We start from the raw sequence: 16,551 nt of genomic DNA on the forward strand, positions 1-16,551 counted from the left end.
AACTGCTTCGGGCACCGGTGCGCACCCGTTCGACAAGCAAGGATTTCCGATCTCGGCGCCGTCATGCGGCCGGTTCGGTGAGGTCACCGGGTAGATGACGCAATCGCACAGATGTGTTCTGAGCGAACGACACGCCCGACCTCGGGTGTCGGAGAGATCCGCACCCGGCCAGCTCGACCAGGCCCGCAGCGACGCACGTCGTGGCGGGTCGAACGCACAACGACAGATGAACAGTGTCGATCACCACCGGCGAGGGTTCGCCGGCAGCGCGCAGGACGACTGCGCGCGGTGGTCATCTGTGGCCGCCCTCGCGCGGCGATCTGCCGACTAGACACCAGACGGAAGAGGACACAGCGTGGCGGGACAAAAGATCCGCATCAGGCTCAAGGCCTATGACCATGAGGCGATCGACGCTTCGGCGCGCAAGATCGTGGAGACCGTGACCCGTACCGGGGCTCGCGTGGTCGGCCCGGTGCCGTTGCCGACAGAGAAGAACGTGTACTGCGTGATTCGTTCGCCGCACAAGTACAAGGACTCTCGCGAGCACTTCGAGATGCGGACGCACAAGCGTCTGATCGACATCCTCGACCCCACGCCCAAGACCGTTGACGCCCTGATGCGCATCGATCTGCCGGCCAGCGTCGACGTCAACATCCAGTAGACGAGCCAGAGCGCCGAAGAGGGACTGACACAGATATGACACAGAAGAACGGAAAGGGAATCCTGGGCACGAAGCTCGGGATGACCCAGGTCTTCGACGAGAACAACCGGGTTGTCCCGGTCACCGTCGTCAAGGCCGGACCGAACGTGATCACGCAGATCCGCACGAAGGAGACCGACGGCTACGTCGCCGTCCAGCTCGCCTACGGTGCGATCGATCCGCGGAAGGTGACCAAGCCGGTCGCAGGCCAGTTCGCGAAGGCCGGCGTCACGCCGCGTCGCCACCTGACCGAACTCCGCGTCGACGACGCGTCCTCCTTCACCGTGGGCCAGGAGCTCACCGCCGAGATCTTCGCCGACGGCGCCGTCGTCGACGTGACCGGCACCTCGAAGGGCAAGGGCTTCGCCGGCGTCATGAAGCGTCACGGCTTCAAGGGCCTGGGCGCGAGCCACGGCGCCCACCGCGTGCACCGCGCACCCGGCTCGATCGGTGGCTGCGCCACCCCGGGTCGCGTGTTCAAGGGCATGCGGATGGCCGGACGCATGGGCAACGAGCGCGTCACCACCCAGAACCTGACCGTGCACAAGGTCGATGCCGAGGCCGGCCTCCTGCTGATCAAGGGAGCGATCCCGGGTCGCAAGGGCGGCGTCGTGATCGTCCGCGACGCAGTGAAAGGCGGTGTGACCGTATGAGCGTCAACACCACGAAGTCGACCGGTGACGCAGCCACCAAGCTGACCCTCGACGTCAAGACCGCCGACGGCAAGACCGACGGCACCGTCGACCTGCCCGCCGAGATCTTCGACGCGCCGGCCAACATCGCGCTGATGCACCAGGTGGTCATCGCGCAGCAGGCCGCCGCACGGCAGGGCACCCACTCGGCGAAGACCCGCGCAGAGGTCTCCGGCGGTGGCGCGAAGCCGTACCGCCAGAAGGGAACCGGTCGCGCCCGTCAGGGTTCGACCCGTGCCCCGCAGTTCACCGGTGGTGGCGTCGTGCACGGCCCGAAGCCGCGTGACTACGGCCAGCGCACCCCCAAGAAGATGAAGGCCGCCGCCCTGCGTGGAGCCCTCTCGGACCGGGCGCGCAACGAGCGCATCCACGTGATCACCGAACTCGTCGCCGGGCAGGCCCCGTCGACGAAGGCCGCGCGGACGTTCCTCGAGGCGCTGTCGGACCGCCGCAAGTTCCTGGTCGTCATCGGCCGCGAGGACACCGCGGCGTGGAAGTCGGTCGCGAACCTGCAGTACGTGCTGCCGATCACGCCCGATCAGCTCAACACCTACGACGTGCTCGATTCCGACGAGGTCGTGTTCAGCGTCGAGGCGCTCAACGCGTTCGTCTCGCGCGCGGTGAAGACAGACGAGAAGGAGGCCTGAGATGACTGTTGAGGCAGATCCGCGCGACATCATCCTCGCGCCGGTGATCTCGGAGAAGTCCTACGGACTGATCGAGGACAACGTGTACACGTTCATCGTGCACCCGGAGTCCAACAAGACCCAGATCAAGATCGCCATCGAGAAGATCTTCGATGTCTCGGTCGTGAGCGTGAACACCGCCAACCGTCAGGGCAAGCGCAAGCGCACCCGTTCGGGCTACGGCAAGCGCAAGGACACCAAGCGCGCCATCGTCACGCTGACCGCAGACAGCAAGCCCATCGAGATCTTCGGAGGGCCGGTCGGCTGACGCCGCCGGTACCCCTGGGAAGAAGTAGAGGACAAGAAGACTCATGGCCATTCGTAAGTACAAGCCGACGACACCGGGCCGCCGCGGCGCCAGTGGCGCCGACTTCGCCGAGGTCACCCGTGACCACCCGGAGAAGTCGCTCGTCCGCCCGCTGCACGGTCGCGGCGGTCGTAACGCGCACGGACGCATCACCACCCGGCACAAGGGTGGCGGGCACAAGCGCGCCTACCGACTGATCGACTTCCGTCGCAACGACAAGGACGGCGTCAACGCCAAGGTCGCTCACATCGAGTACGACCCCAACCGCACCGCGCGCATCGCGCTCCTGCACTACCTCGACGGCGAGAAGCGCTACATCATCGCGCCGAAGGGGCTCAACCAGGGCGACGTCGTGGAGTCGGGGGCAACCGCCGACATCAAGCCCGGCAACAACCTGCCGCTGCGCAACATCCCGACCGGTACCCAGATCCACGCCGTGGAGTTGCGTCCCGGTGGCGGCGCGAAGATGGCCCGTAGTGCCGGCGCCTCGATCCAGTTGCTGGGCAAGGAGGGTGCACACGCCACCCTGCGTATGCCCTCGGGTGAGATCCGCCGCGTCGACGTGCGCTGCCGCGCCACCGTCGGCGAGGTCGGCAACGCCGAGCAGAGCAACATCAACTGGGGCAAGGCCGGCCGTATGCGCTGGAAGGGCAAGCGCCCCACCGTCCGTGGTGTCGTCATGAACCCGGTCGACCACCCGCACGGTGGTGGTGAGGGCAAGACCTCCGGTGGTCGCCACCCGGTCAGCCCGTGGGGACAGCCGGAAGGCCGTACCCGCCGCAACAAGCCCAGTGATCAGTTGATCGTCCGCCGCCGCCGTACCGGCAAGAACAAGCGATAAGCAGGAGGGAGTAGCAGATGCCACGCAGTCTGAAGAAAGGCCCGTTCGTCGACGACCACCTCCTGAAGAAGGTGGACGTCCAGAACGAGAAGGGCACCAAGCAGGTCATCAAGACCTGGTCGCGCCGCTCGACGATCATCCCCGACTTCATCGGTCACACCTTCGCGGTCCACGACGGTCGCAAGCACGTGCCGGTGTTCGTCTCGGATTCGATGGTCGGACACAAGCTCGGTGAGTTCGCGCCGACGCGCACGTTCAAGGGACACATCAAGGACGACCGGAAGGCGAAGAGGCGATGAGTGCAGCCAAGAGCCCGGAGACTCTGAACCCGACGGCCAAGGCCACCGCGAAGTTCGTTCGCGTCACGCCGATGAAGGCCCGCCGCGTCATCGATCTCGTCCGCGGCAAGAACGTGGACGAGGCTCTCGACATCCTGCTGTTCGCGCCGCAGGCCGCGAGCGAGCCCGTCGCCAAGGTCGTCGCGAGTGCCGCGGCCAACGCGGAGAACAACCTGGGACTCGACCGGCGCACGCTGGTCGTCTCGCAGGCGTTCGCCGACGAGGGCCCCACGATGAAGCGTTTCCGTCCGCGTGCCCAGGGGCGTGCGTTCCGGATCCGCAAGCGCACCAGCCACATCACCGTGGTCGTCGAGAGTGTCACCGCCTCGGCCCCGTCGGGTCGCAGCCGGTCGAAGACACCCAAGAAGGCCGTGTCACAGAAGGCCGCCGCGAAGACAAGCAAGGGAGCTCAGTAGTGGGCCAGAAGATCAACCCGCACGGCTTCCGTCTGGGTATCACCACCGACTGGAAGTCGCGGTGGTACGCCGACAAGCAGTACGCGGACTACGTGAAAGAGGATGTCGCCATCCGCAAGCTCCTGGCCACCGGCCTCGAGCGTGCCGGCATCGCCAAGGTGGAGATCGAGCGCACGCGTGACCGCGTCCGCGTCGACATCCACACCGCCCGTCCGGGCATCGTCATCGGTCGCCGCGGCGCCGAGGCCGACCGGATCCGTGGCGACCTGGAGAAGCTGACCGGCAAGCAGGTGCAGCTCAACATCCTCGAGGTCAAGAACGCCGAGTCCGAGGCGCAGCTCGTGGCACAGGGTGTCGCCGAGCAGCTCAGCAACCGTGTCGCGTTCCGTCGCGCCATGCGCAAGGCGATCCAGTCGGCCATGCGTCAGCCCAACGTCAAGGGGATCCGGGTGCAGTGCTCGGGTCGTCTCGGCGGTGCCGAGATGAGCCGCAGCGAGTTCTACCGCGAGGGCCGCGTGCCCCTGCACACGCTGCGTGCCGACATCGACTACGGGCTGTACGAGGCCAAGACCACCTTCGGCCGCATCGGCGTGAAGGTCTGGATCTACAAGGGCGACATCGTCGGCGGCAAGCGCGAGCTCACCGCCGCGTCGGCCCCGGCCGGCGACCGTCCCCGCCGTGAGCGTCCGGCCCGTCCGCGCCGCAGTGGTGCTTCGGGCACCACCGCGACCAGCACCGAGGCCGGCCGCGCAGCAGCCGACACCGCGTCGGTCGCACCGGTCACCGAGGCCCCGGTCTCGGCGCCCGCCGGCGCCGACGTCCCGGCGACCCCGACAGAGAACCAGGAGGGCTGACCCATGCTGATCCCACGCCGGGTCAAGCACCGCAAGCAGCACCACCCCAGCCTCAAGGGGCAGGCCAAGGGCGGCACCAAGGTGACGTTCGGTGACTACGGCATCCAGGCACTGGAGAGCGCGTACATCACCAACCGTCAGATCGAGTCCGCGCGTATCGCGATCAACCGGCACATCAAGCGTGGCGGCAAGGTGTGGATCAACATCTTCCCCGACCGCCCGCTGACCAAGAAGCCCGCCGAGACCCGCATGGGTTCCGGTAAGGGTTCGCCCGAGTGGTGGGTCGCGCCGGTCAAGCCCGGTCGCGTGCTGTTCGAGATGAGCTACCCCGATGAGCACACCGCTCGCGAGGCCCTGCGCCGCGCGCAGCACAAGTTGCCCATCAAGACCCGCATCGTGACACGAGAGGAGTCGTTCTGATGGCACTCGGTATCGCTGCCGCCGAGCTCCGTGAGCTCGGTGACACAGAACTCCTCGAGCGTCTCCGCGAGTCGAAGGAGGAGCTGTTCAACCTGCGCTTCCAGATGGCGACCGGACAGCTCGACAACAACCGCCGTCTGCGGCTGGTCCGTCGTGAGATCGCACGCGTCTACACCGTGATGCGTGAGCGCGAGCTCGGACTCGCCGGCGGCCCCGACTCCGACGCGACGGTCGGTGACGACGCATGAGCGAGAAGGACACCACTGTGAGCACTCCCGAAACGAAGCCGCGCGCACAGCGCAAGGTGCGCGTCGGTTATGTCGTGAGCGACAAGATGCAGAAGACGATCGTGGTCGAGCTCGAGGACCGCGTGAAGCATCCCCTCTACGGCAAGATCATCCGCACCACCTCGAAGGTGAAGGCCCATGACGAGCAGGAGATCGCCGGCATCGGCGACCGCGTGCGCCTCATGGAGACCCGCCCGCTGAGCGCCACCAAGCGCTGGCGCCTCGTCGAGGTCCTCGAGAAGGCCAAGTAGGCCCTCTCGCATCACGACCCACGTAGAGCGGAACGACCCGCCACCGGAGTTCTCGGTGGCGGGTCGTTCTGTTTCCGAGGAGTCTTTCCCGCGGGGTCGAACCCGCGGCGGTGCTCAGAAGTCGGTGGGCGAGCTGAACCCGATCGCGGCGATGAGCACGATCAGCAGGACGAGCAGTACGAGACTGATGGCGCCGCAGATGATCCCGGCCGTCGCCTGACCGGTCCCGCGGAACCGGGCGGGCTCCCGATTGATCTGGCCGCGGGCGATGAAGCCGGTGATCAGTGCCGCGATCGCCAACGGCACGCCGAGGTAGCACAGCAGCAGTGCCGGGATCGACAGGATGCCGGTGACCAGCGAGACCACGGCGAGCGTGTTGTTCTCCGGCGCACCGAAAGCCGGTGCACCGAACGGGGCCTGGCCGTAGGGGCCCTGCCCATACGGCGGTTGCTGACCGTACTGGGGCTCACCGTACGGCGCCTGCTGTCCGTACTGGGGTTGGCCATACGGCGACTGCTGTCCGTACTGGGGTTGCTCGTACGGGGGTTGGCCATAGGAGGAGTCGCCGTATCCCGCACCCGGATACGGGGTCTGACCGGGTGGCGGATAGCTCGATCCCGAGGCGCCCGGGTACGGCGGCGGGGTGGATTTCTGGAGGTCGGGTTTCTCGTCGTCGTTCGACCAGGGTTCGTTCGGTGTGCTCATCGGAGCGTTGTATCACAGGACGTATGACCGACACCGGATTCGCGAGGCTGGGTCGGTTACCATCGTTCGTCGTGTCGGCGGGGGAGCCGACCGGGGAGGGATGGCCGTGACCGAGGTCGTGGGGACACCGGAGGGTTCCGTCCTGTTCGGGCCCGACACATTCGGGTTGACGGCCGCGCAGGAGGAGATGTGGGCCGCCGAGCTCTTGCAGGACGACTACTCGGTGACCGTCGCGCACTACCTCGACATCGTCGACGACGTGGGGGACGGGGGACACCCTTTCGATCCGGAGGTGTTCCGCCGCGGTGTCATCGAGGGTGCGCGTCTGCTCGAGACGGCGTACTCCCGGTTCGTGCTCGTCGACGGTGTGCCGGGACAGTTCGTCGACCCGGGCGTCGCGTTCGACGTCGCGACGGTGGACCTTCGCTCGGAGCCCGATCCCCTGGCCGCCGCGCAGGAGTGGATGCGGGCGGATCACACCGCTCCGATGGACCTCACGGCCGATCCGATGGCGGTGTCGGCCTTCATCCGCGTGGCCGACGACCGGACCTTCTGGTATCTGCGCGGTCACCACATCGCCTTCGACGGGTTCGCGGCGCTGAGCTGCCTGCACGAGGGCGTCGACCGGTACAACGCGGCGATGGCGGGCGAGGAGTACGAGGTGGCCCCGCGGGCGACCCTGGCCGAGGTGACCGCCGACGACGAGCGCTACCGGACAGGGTCGCGCCGCGACGCCGACGCCGCGTACTGGGCGCAGAAGGTGGTCGATCTCCCGGCGCCGGTGTCGTTGGCGCGCGAGCAGACCGGTCGCCTCCACCCGGATCACGCGATCGCCGGCCGCGAGCTGTCGGCCGACACCCGTGCGGCCCTCGACGCGCGTGCCGAGCAGTTCGGCGGGTCCGCCGCGGCGCTGCTCGCCTCGGCGTTCGGTGCGTACCTCGCGGTGGTGACGGGCCGCGACGACGTCGTCCTGACGCTTCCGATCACCGGTCGGGTCACGGCGAAGATCAAACGTGCCGGAGGGATGCTGGCGAACATGCTGCCGGTGCGTGTCGACGCCGTCGGGCAGCACTCGCCCGAATCCCTGGTGGCCGCGGTCGGTGCGGAGCTGACCGGATGTCTTCGCCACCAGCGGTACCGGTTCGCCGACATCGCCAGGACCGCCGGCCTCGACGAGCGGCGCGTGACCTTCGGTCCGATCGTGAACCTGGTGTTCTTCGAGCGCCCATTGGCGCTGCACGGTGCGCGGGTGAGCTACCACATCGTGTCCTCCGGCATCCTCGAGGACCTGCGCATCAACCTCTATCAGGCGGGTGCGGGACTGCCCATCCGCGTGGACCTGCACGGCAACTCGACCATGTACACCCGCGCCGAGATCGCAGGCCACCTCGACGGTTTCCTGGCGTTCCTCGACGAGTTCCTCGCCCGGCCCGGCGAGTCGATCGCGGCGATCGGCGCATCGGGGAGACGCGGTGGGCTGCCCGTTCGCTGAGAGTCGCCTGTCGATCGGGGTGGCCCGGATTGTCGGAGAACACCCATGTGCACAGATCCCGCGCCGGTGCGTGTGAGGGTGCTGAGCCTGGTGATACGCATGGTGCGCAGCGTGTTTCGCCTGGCGAACGGCTAGGAGCTCGTGACACCACCACCACCGTGAACTCGTCCTGCGAACGGGCGAACTTTGGACAACTGCACAGTCGCGCTCGGTATGCTGACCGAGCCGGAAAGCGCAGGCGGGGGCATGCGTGGAGAAATCGACCCGAGCAATCGGTCACGTAGGTCCCGACAGAAACGATGAACCAACCATGTGCGCGTACAGCGACGGGGGTGTGAGCCCCGACGAGAGCGGTCGAGATGACCGCATCCCCGAGGGCATCCCGCTGACCGCGGCGCAGCGGGGGATGTGGTTCGCCGAGAGTCTGCAGCGGGACTACTCGGTCACCGTCGCCCACTACCTCGACATCACCGACGTCGACCGCCCGCTCGATCGTGACCTGTTCCGTCGCGCCGTGCGCGAGGCCGCACGCTCGCTGGAATCGGCGTACACCCGGATCGAACTCGTCGACGACGTCCCGATGGTCGTCGTCGATCCCGACATCGACTTCGACGTGACCGAGTTGGATCTGCGCACCGAGCCCGACCCCATGGCCGCCGCGCAGGCGTGGATGACCGCCGACCACCGCCGCCCGATGGATCTCACCCGCGATCCGATCGCGATCTCCCGCCTCATCCGCGTCGCCGACGACCGGGCGCTCTGGTACCTGCGCGGACACCACATCGCGTTCGACGGATACTCCGCGCTGAACAGCCTCCACGAGGCGGTGCACCGCTACAACGCCATGTCGCGCGGCGACGAGTACGTCCACCCACCCCGCGCATCGTTGGCCGAGGTCGCCGCCGACGACGCCGCCTACACGCAGAGCACCCGTCGGGCCGGTGACCGCGAGCACTGGGTCGAGCGGGTCGCGGACCTGCCCGAGCGGGCCACACTGGCCCGTCGTGCGACCTCGGCGCGACTCTCCCCGGCGAACGTGGTGGCCAGCACGCGCCTGGATCGCAGGACGCAGGAGGCGATCGAGGCCGCGGCCGCCGCGACATCGAGTTCCGTCGCCACTGTGCTCACCGCCGCGTTCGCCGCGTACCTCGCCGCGATGACGGGCACCGACGACGTCGTGCTGAGCCTTCCCGTCACCGGTCGTGCCGCGGCGAAGATGAAGCGTGCCAGCGGCATGGTGTCGAACATGCTGCCCGTGCGGGCCCGTGACCTCGACACCATCTCCGGGCGTGCGCTGATCCGCGACGTGCAGACCGAACTGACCGGCGTCCTGCGCCACCAGCGTTACCGGTACGAGGACATCCGCGGCCACGCCGGCCTCACCGACGCCAGCGCGGCCTCCTTCGGCCCGATCGTGAACCTCGTGTTCTTCGACCGACCGATCACCATCGTCGGTGCGCGCACCGACTACCAGATCCTGTCCTCGGGGATCCTCGACGACCTCCGGGTCAACCTCTACTCTGCGGGCCCCGGTGAACGGCTCGTCGTCGACCTGCACGGCAACCCGAACCTGTACTCCCGCAGCGAACTCGACGAACACCTCACGCGCCTCCTGGTGTACGTCGGACGACTGCTCGCCGATCTCGACCGGCCGGTGCGCACACTCGAGCTGCTGCTGCCCGGTGAACACGACACGGTTCTGGCGCTCGGACGCAACAACGCCGTGTCCCAGTCCGATCCATCCGCCGACGCCGACGCCGACACCCACCTGCTGGCGCCCTTTCTCCGCCAGGTGGAGCGCACCCCGGACGCGCCGGCGCTGGTGACCGACGACACCGTGCTCACCTACCGCGGATTCGACGACAGGCGACGAAGACTGGCCGCACTGCTCGCCGACGCCGGTGTCGTCCCGGGCGACCGTGTGATCATCGCGCTCGATCGCGGCATCGACGCGGTGTGCGCGGTGTACGCAGTGCTCGGCCTGGGTGCTGTGTACGTCCCGGTGGACCCCGACGACGCCGAGGACCGCCGCGCGGCGATCGCCGACGCGGTACAGCCGAGGGTCACGATCGACCGTGCGTGGATGGAGGATCGCCCGGCCGCTGATCGGGTGCGGCACGGGGACGATCGCCTCGTGGGTGCCGGCCCCGCCTACGTCATCTTCACCTCGGGATCGACGGGCACGCCCAAGGGCGTGGTGGTCGACCACGCCGCGGTGCTCACGCGGCTACGGTGGATGCAGTCCGACCACCCGGTGTCGGCGACGGACGCGATCCTGCACAAGACGCCGACCACGTTCGACGTCTCGGTCTGGGAACTGTTCTGGCCGTTGATGACCGGTGCCCGCATGGTCATCGCACGACCCGGGGGCCACCGCGACCCGCGGTACCTGCACGAGACCATCACCCGCCACGGTGTCACCACCGTCCACTTCGTCCCCGCCATGCTGGATGTGTACCTCGACGCCGATCCGGTCCTGCCCGCGTCGGTGCGACAGGTCTTCACCTCCGGTGAGGCCCTGTCGGTCACGGCGGCGCGGCGCCTGCTCGCGGGGTCGTCGGCGACGCTGGTGAATCTGTACGGCCCCACCGAGACCGCCGTCGACGTCACCGCCCACACCGTCGACCCACGCGCCGAGACCGTGCCCATCGGTCGGCCCGTCGCCGGAACCGACGTCCACGTCCTCGACCCCGCGCTGCGGGTGGTGCCGGTCGGCGTCGTCGGTGAACTGCACATCGCCGGTCGCCAGCTGGCCCTCGGCTACCTCGGCGTGCCCGACCGGACCGCCGAACGGTTCGTCGCCGACCCCTACGGCGCACCCGGTGACCGCATGTACCGGACCGGTGATCTGGTGCGCTGGAACGACTCCGGCGAGCTGGAATACCTCGGCCGCAGCGACCACCAGGTCAAGATCCGTGGGCAACGTGTCGAGCTCGGCGAGATCGAGTCGGTGTTCGAGTCCGTCGACGGGGTCGATGCGGCGACGGTCATCGCCCGCACCGATCTCGGGCCCGCGCCCCTGCTGGTCGCCTACCTGCGCGGCGACGCCGCCGCGCACGACGAACACCGGGTGATGGCGCTGGCCCGGCGCAGGCTGCCTGCGCACATGGTGCCCGGCGCCGTGGTCGTGGTCGACGAGTTCCCGATCACGCAGTCGGGCAAGGTCGACCGCCGCGCGCTGCCCGAACCGACGGTCCGTTCCGGGGTCGAGCACGCCCAGGCCCAGACGCAGATCGAGGTCGCGCTCGCCGAGACGATCGCCGAACTCCTCGGCCGCGAGCGGGTGGGCATGCGCGACAACCTGTTCACGCTCGGCGCCGACTCGCTCGTCGCCGCCCGGCTGGTCTCGACGCTGCGGACCCGCCACGGCCTCGACCTCGCCCTCACCGACGTCTTCGACGCCGCGACCATCGGTGAACTCGCCGACCGGACGTTGCACGTGTCCGAGGTCCCCGAGATCGATGCGGTGTTCATGACACGGCCCGCGGTCCTGCCGCTGTCGCCGGCGCAGACCCGCCTGTGGTTCATCAACCGGATGGCACCGCACGAACCGACCTACAACATGCCCATCGCCCTGCGGCTGCCCGGCGACACCGACGCCGACGCCGACGCCATTATCGCCGCCGTCGGTGACGTGGTGGCGCGTCACGAGATCCTGCGCACCCGCTTCCCGTCGGTCGACGGCGAACCGGCACAGGAGATCGCCGACGTGTCCGACGCGGTCGCTGTCGTCACCGCCGACATCGGTGACGTGGTCACCGTCGCGTCCGCCCGGCTCGACCACGCGATCGGCGAGATCGTCGGCCGTGGCTTCGACCTCACCCGTGAGCTGCCCGTCCGTGCGCGGCTGCTGCGCGTCCCCACCGCGGCCGAGGACGACCACCCCGGCGTCGCCGACCCCGAGCCCGCACCCGATCGGGGCGACGACAGTGACACGGGCGCAGCCGATCTCGTCGTCGTCCTCGTGGTGCACCACATCGCCGCCGACGGTCAGTCGCTGCCGCCGCTGCTCGCCGATCTGATGACGGCGTACACGGCGCGACGTGCACACCGGGCACCGGATTTCGCGCCGCCGGCCCTGCAGTACGCCGACGTCACGCTGCGCAGCCGCGCACGCCTCGGTGACGCCGACGAACCGACCCCGGCCGCCCGCGCCGAACTGGACTTCTGGCGCGCCGAACTCGATGGCGCACCCGAGATCCTGACCCTGCCGACCGACCGTCCGCGGCCGCAGATCCCCAGCGGCGCCGGCGATCACGTCGACGCCGTCATCCCCGCCGAACTCGCGACCGGTGTCCGCGACCTCGCCGGTGACCTCGCGGTGACGCCGTTCGCCGTGGTGCACAGCGCGCTGGCCGTCGTCCTCGGTCGTCTCGCCGGCACCGACGACGTCTGCATCGGCACCGCCGTCGCCGGGCGCGACGACCCGGCCACCGCCGGACTGGTCGGGATGTTCGTCAACACCGTCGTGCTGCGCACCCACGTCGACCCGACGGTGACGATTGCCGACCACATCGCCTCCTCGCACCGCACCGCCGCACGGGCGATCGCCCACGGCGACATCCCGTTCGAGCGGGTCGTCGACGCCGTCGCGCAACGCCGCTCATCACATCTGCCTCTCGTCGGGGTCGCGCTGACGATGCAGGTCGACCCGCTGGCCGCCCTCGAGGAGGTCGGCGCGATCCCGCTGGTCGAACAGTCGCGTGTCCGTGCCGCGAAATACGATCTGACGCTGACCCTCACCGAGTCGGCGGACCGAGGGGCCGACGCCACCTACCGGCTCGAGATCACCTACGCCACCGACCTGTTCGACCGCGCAACCGCCATCGACCTGGGCCATCGACTGCAGCGGGTGCTGCAGACCATGGTCGATGCGCCCACCCGGCCGGTCGGACGGATCGATCTCCTGACGCCGGACCGCATCGCCGCGCTGGCCGCGCCGCCACTGATGTCACCGTCAACGCAGCCTCTGCGACAACTCCTCGCGACCGGCGCACGCGTCGCCGACCCCGACGCGCCCGCGGTGTCGGGCGATATCACCATGGCCTGGTCGGTGTTCGAGGCCTGGACCAACCAGATGGCCCGCGAACTCATCGCGCGTGGAATCGGGCCCGGGGACGTCGTCGCCATCGGCATCGGTCGTTCGGCACACTCGGTCGCCGCACTGGTCGCCGTGGCCAAGACCGGCGCCGCGTTCGTCACCATCGACCCCGCCAACCCGCCCGCCCGGCGGGCGCAACTCGTCGCCGACAGCGCCGCCGTCCTCGGGCTGACGGTGCGAGACGCCCTCGGCGAGAACGCCGGTGAGGGCTCCGCCTCATCGGTGTCGTGGGTCGCGATCGACGACGTCGCCTTCGAGTTGGCGTTGGCCGGATACAGCGGTGCACCCGTCACCGACGACGAGATCCGCCGACCGGTACGCATCGACGACCTCGCATACCTCCTCTACACCTCAGGCTCTACCGGGCGACCCAAGGCCGCCGCGATCACCCACGCCGGACTCACCGCGATGGTCGACGGCCAGCGCTCCATCATGGGCGCCCACCCGGGTGGCCGATACCTGCACGTGGCGTCGCCGAGCTTCGACGTCTCGGTCTACGAGATCCTCATGGCACTCTGTGCCGGAGGCGAACTCGTGATCAGTCCGCCCGAGGTGTTCGCCGGCGACGAGCTGACCGCGCTGCTCGTCCGCCACCGGGTGACCCACGCCGTGGTGACACCGCTGGTCGCCGCGACCCTCGACACGACCGCACTCACCGAGCTGACGCTGCTGGGTCTCGCGGGCGAGAAGGTCCCGCCGGAACTGGTGGAGCAGCTCGACGCCCCGCACCGGTCGCTGTTCAACATGTACGGGCCCAGCGAGGCCACCATCTGGACCACGGTGGCACGGCTGCGTGCGGGCGCCCTCGTCACCATCGGTCGTCCCGTCCCCGGGTTCGCCGCCCTCGTCCTCGACGACTGGCTGCGCCCGGTGGCCACCGGGGTGATCGGCGAGCTGTACCTCGCCGGCGCCGGTGTGGGCCGCGGCTACCACGAACGCCCTGCGCTCTCCGCGACACGCTTCGTCGCACACCCGTTCCTGCCCGGGGAGCGCATGTACCGCACCGGCGACCTCGTCTCCCACAACCGCGACGGTGCGCTGGTCTATCACGGCCGCAACGATTTCCAGATCAAACTGCGCGGCATCCGCATCGAACCCGGTGAGATCGACGGCGTCCTGCGTCGCCACCCGGCCATCGACCGCGCGGTGAGTGTCGGGGCCACGTCGGGAGCGGGCGAGACGGTGCTCGTCACCTACGTCACGCCGCATGCCGGGGCGGTGGTCATCCCCGAACAGATCATCGACCACGCCCGTCGGCACCTGCCCGCGCACCTGGTGCCGCACACCGTGATGGTGATCGACGACCTGCCGCGCAACCGCTCCGGCAAGGTCGACCGCTCGGCACTGCCCCCGGTCGAGTTGCGCTCCGGACACGACTTCGTCGCCCCGCGCAGCGAACTCGAGACCATCGTGGCCGGTGTCGTGGAGTCGGTCGTCGGGGTCGAACGGGTGGGTGTCCACGACGACTTCTTCGCGATCGGCGGCAACTCGTTGTCGGCGACCAAGGTCGTCTCCCGACTCGAGCGGCTGCTCGATCGCCGTGTCCCCCTGCGGATCCTGTTCGAGAACCCCAGTGTCGCAACCCTCGTCGGCGCACTCGGGGCCGGTGCCTTCGGGATAGGGGCGGCGGCCGCGGGCGACGACGCGCCGCCGCTGACCACCCGTCGTCGTTCCGAGGTGGTGCCGGTGTCGGGTGCCCAGCGCGGCATGTGGCTCGTCAACCGCGCCGATCCGACCTCCGGGTCGCACAACATCTCGCTGTCGCTGCACCTCGCCGGCGCACTCGACGTCGACGCACTGCGCCTGGCGGTCGTCGACCTCGTGGCGCGGCACGAGACGCTGCGCACGATCTATCCGCTCGTGGGATCAGAACCGGCCCAGGTGATCCTGCCCGCCGAACTCGTCGCCTCCCACGTCGAGGTCCCGGTGATCCTCGTGGACCCGGACACCGAGAACACCGACGCCGAGGCCGTCGCGATCGGCGAGCTGTGTGACCGCGGCTTCGACCTCACCACCGAGCTGCCTGTGCGGGCGGCGGTCGTGCGCCGGGGTCCCGAGGATCACGAACTGATCTTCGTGGTGCAGCACATCAGTGCCGACGGGGTGTCGTTGCACCCGCTCGGACGGGATCTGGTGCGCGCCTATCTCGCCCGCCGTGACGCGACACCGCCGAGCTGGCCTGCGCTGCCGCTGCACTACGCCGACTACGCGTCGTGGCATCGCGAGCGACTCGCCGCACCTGTCGGCGACGGGGTGTCGCGGTCGCAGCGCCAACTCGAGCACTGGGCACGACGGCTGCGCGGCGCCCCCGGCCCGGTCGCGGTGCCGACCGACCGTCCCCGACCCGCCGCGCTGTCCGACGCCGCTGCGGCCGTCGAACTCACGATCCCGGCCGACGTCGTCGCCAATCTGACGGCCGTCGCGCGTTCGACGGGCACCACCCTGTTCATGGTGGTCCACGCCGCCTACGCGGCGCTGCTGTCGCGGTTGAGCGGTCGTGGCGACATCGTCATCGGCACACCGTTCTCCGGCCGTTCCGACGAGGCGCTCGACGACCTCGTCGGGATGTTCGTCAACACCCTCGCCCTGCGCACCGCCGTGGAGCCGGGGGAGCGGTTCACCGATCTGCTCGACCGTGTCCGCGCCGACGATCTCACCGACATGGCCCACGCCGATGTCGCGTTCGACGACATCGTCGCCGAGGTGTCGGGGAATGCAGGTGCGGGACAGGCGGGGGGCACGCACAACCCGCTGTTCTCGGTCATGCTCGCCTTCCAGAACCTGGAGTTCCCGGTGGTGGAGGTCGAGGGGCTGCGCATCACACCGCGCATGACCGAGACCGTCTCGGCGAAGGTCGATCTCGAGCTGATCCTGTTCCCGACCGACCCCACCGGACGTGCGGTCGGCGGGGAGATGACCGGCCGCATGATCTATGCGACCGACCTCTTCGACGACGCGACCGTGCGGCGACTCGTCGACCGCTGGATGTGTCTGCTCGCCGACGTCGGCGCCCATCCCGACCGCGTGGTCGGAGACCTCCAACTCGAGAGCGCGCCCACGCCGCAGCCCGTCACCGAGGTCGAGGAGCTGCCCGACCTGGTGGCCGTCGCCTCGTCGGTCGACCCCGACGCCGTCGCCGTCGATCTGCACGGCACCACGGTCAGTTTCGGGGAGATCGACTCGATGGCGGCGGCGATGCAGATCACGCTGCCCGACGGCGACGCCTACACCGCGCTCACCGTCGCGCTGACCACGGTGGTGCCGGTCCTCGGTGGCGGCGACATCCACATCCTCGACGAGGCCCTCGATCAGTTGCAGTCCAACGCCCGCCGCGTCGCCGGTGTCGCGGGCACCCACGCCTCGCCTCCCCACGGGTCGTCGTCGGACGGAACCGGCCGGGAGTGACGACCACCGGAACAGGCGTGCCCGGCGCGCCGGAACCTCGTCGTGCCACCCACCGC

At 69.2% G+C, this 16,551-nt stretch carries 13 protein-coding genes and 1 pseudogene; 13 read left to right on the forward strand and 1 reads right to left on the reverse strand.

The features are described from left to right. Positions 1–355 precede the first annotated feature (355 nt). The 11 genes and pseudogenes from rpsJ to rpsQ all read left to right on the forward strand — a co-directional run. Positions 356–661: a 30S ribosomal protein S10 gene (gene rpsJ, locus ACLBW1_RS13735; protein WP_003938093.1), complete on the forward strand. Its 306-nt coding sequence runs from the start codon at positions 356–358 to the stop codon at positions 659–661. A gap of 35 nt (positions 662–696) precedes the next feature. Then, entirely contained in the window at positions 697–1,353 is a 657-nt protein-coding gene (rplC, locus tag ACLBW1_RS13740) for a 50S ribosomal protein L3 (RefSeq protein WP_447812398.1), read from the forward strand. Continuing rightward, positions 1,350–2,039, forward strand: a complete 690-nt coding sequence (rplD, locus tag ACLBW1_RS13745) for a 50S ribosomal protein L4 (protein WP_447812399.1) — start codon at positions 1,350–1,352, stop codon at positions 2,037–2,039. The genes rplC and rplD overlap by 4 nt, the downstream gene beginning before the upstream one ends. Before the next feature lies 1 nt (position 2,040). Beyond that, the gene (rplW, locus tag ACLBW1_RS13750) at positions 2,041–2,346 is read left to right on the forward strand and encodes a 50S ribosomal protein L23 (RefSeq protein ID WP_045823703.1); all 306 of its coding nucleotides are present in this window, start codon (positions 2,041–2,043) and stop codon (positions 2,344–2,346) included. Positions 2,347–2,389: 43 nt separating this feature from the next. Then, a complete protein-coding gene (rplB, locus tag ACLBW1_RS13755) occupies positions 2,390–3,226 on the forward strand; it encodes a 50S ribosomal protein L2 (RefSeq protein WP_045823702.1) in 837 nt (278 codons plus the stop codon). 17 nt (positions 3,227–3,243) lie between these two features. After that, positions 3,244–3,525, forward strand: coding sequence for a 30S ribosomal protein S19 (gene rpsS, locus ACLBW1_RS13760; protein ID WP_045823701.1), 282 nt, complete (start codon positions 3,244–3,246; stop codon positions 3,523–3,525). Next, the gene (rplV, locus tag ACLBW1_RS13765) at positions 3,522–3,980 is read left to right on the forward strand and encodes a 50S ribosomal protein L22 (protein WP_328858608.1); all 459 of its coding nucleotides are present in this window, start codon (positions 3,522–3,524) and stop codon (positions 3,978–3,980) included. The genes rpsS and rplV overlap by 4 nt, the downstream gene beginning before the upstream one ends. Beyond that, positions 3,980–4,834, forward strand: coding sequence for a 30S ribosomal protein S3 (gene rpsC, locus ACLBW1_RS13770; RefSeq protein ID WP_447812400.1), 855 nt, complete (start codon positions 3,980–3,982; stop codon positions 4,832–4,834). The genes rplV and rpsC overlap by 1 nt, the downstream gene beginning before the upstream one ends. A 3-nt stretch (positions 4,835–4,837) precedes the next feature. Next, positions 4,838–5,254, forward strand: coding sequence for a 50S ribosomal protein L16 (gene rplP / locus ACLBW1_RS13775; RefSeq protein WP_045823698.1), 417 nt, complete (start codon positions 4,838–4,840; stop codon positions 5,252–5,254). Further along, a complete protein-coding gene (gene rpmC, locus ACLBW1_RS13780) occupies positions 5,254–5,502 on the forward strand; it encodes a 50S ribosomal protein L29 (protein WP_045823697.1) in 249 nt (82 codons plus the stop codon). Before rplP ends, rpmC begins: the two co-directional genes overlap by 1 nt. A gap of 23 nt (positions 5,503–5,525) precedes the next feature. Then, positions 5,526–5,792: pseudogene (gene rpsQ / locus ACLBW1_RS13785) on the forward strand (30S ribosomal protein S17); the annotation flags it as partial. 114 nt (positions 5,793–5,906) lie between these two features. Here rpsQ and ACLBW1_RS13790 read toward each other — a convergent pair. Further along, positions 5,907–6,497, reverse strand: a complete 591-nt coding sequence (locus ACLBW1_RS13790) for a DUF4190 domain-containing protein (RefSeq protein WP_447812401.1) — start codon at positions 6,495–6,497, stop codon at positions 5,907–5,909. 106 nt (positions 6,498–6,603) lie between these two features. Here ACLBW1_RS13790 and ACLBW1_RS13795 point away from each other — a divergent pair, with 106 nt between their 5' ends. Beyond that, complete coding sequence (locus tag ACLBW1_RS13795) at positions 6,604–7,989, forward strand: condensation domain-containing protein (protein ID WP_447812402.1); 1,386 nt, start codon at positions 6,604–6,606, stop codon at positions 7,987–7,989. A 334-nt stretch (positions 7,990–8,323) separates the two neighbouring features. Then, complete coding sequence (locus tag ACLBW1_RS13800; RefSeq protein WP_447812403.1) at positions 8,324–16,495, forward strand: amino acid adenylation domain-containing protein; 8,172 nt, start codon at positions 8,324–8,326, stop codon at positions 16,493–16,495. Positions 16,496–16,551 lie beyond the last annotated feature (56 nt).

Source organism: Williamsia sp. M5A3_1d (genome assembly GCF_053345315.1).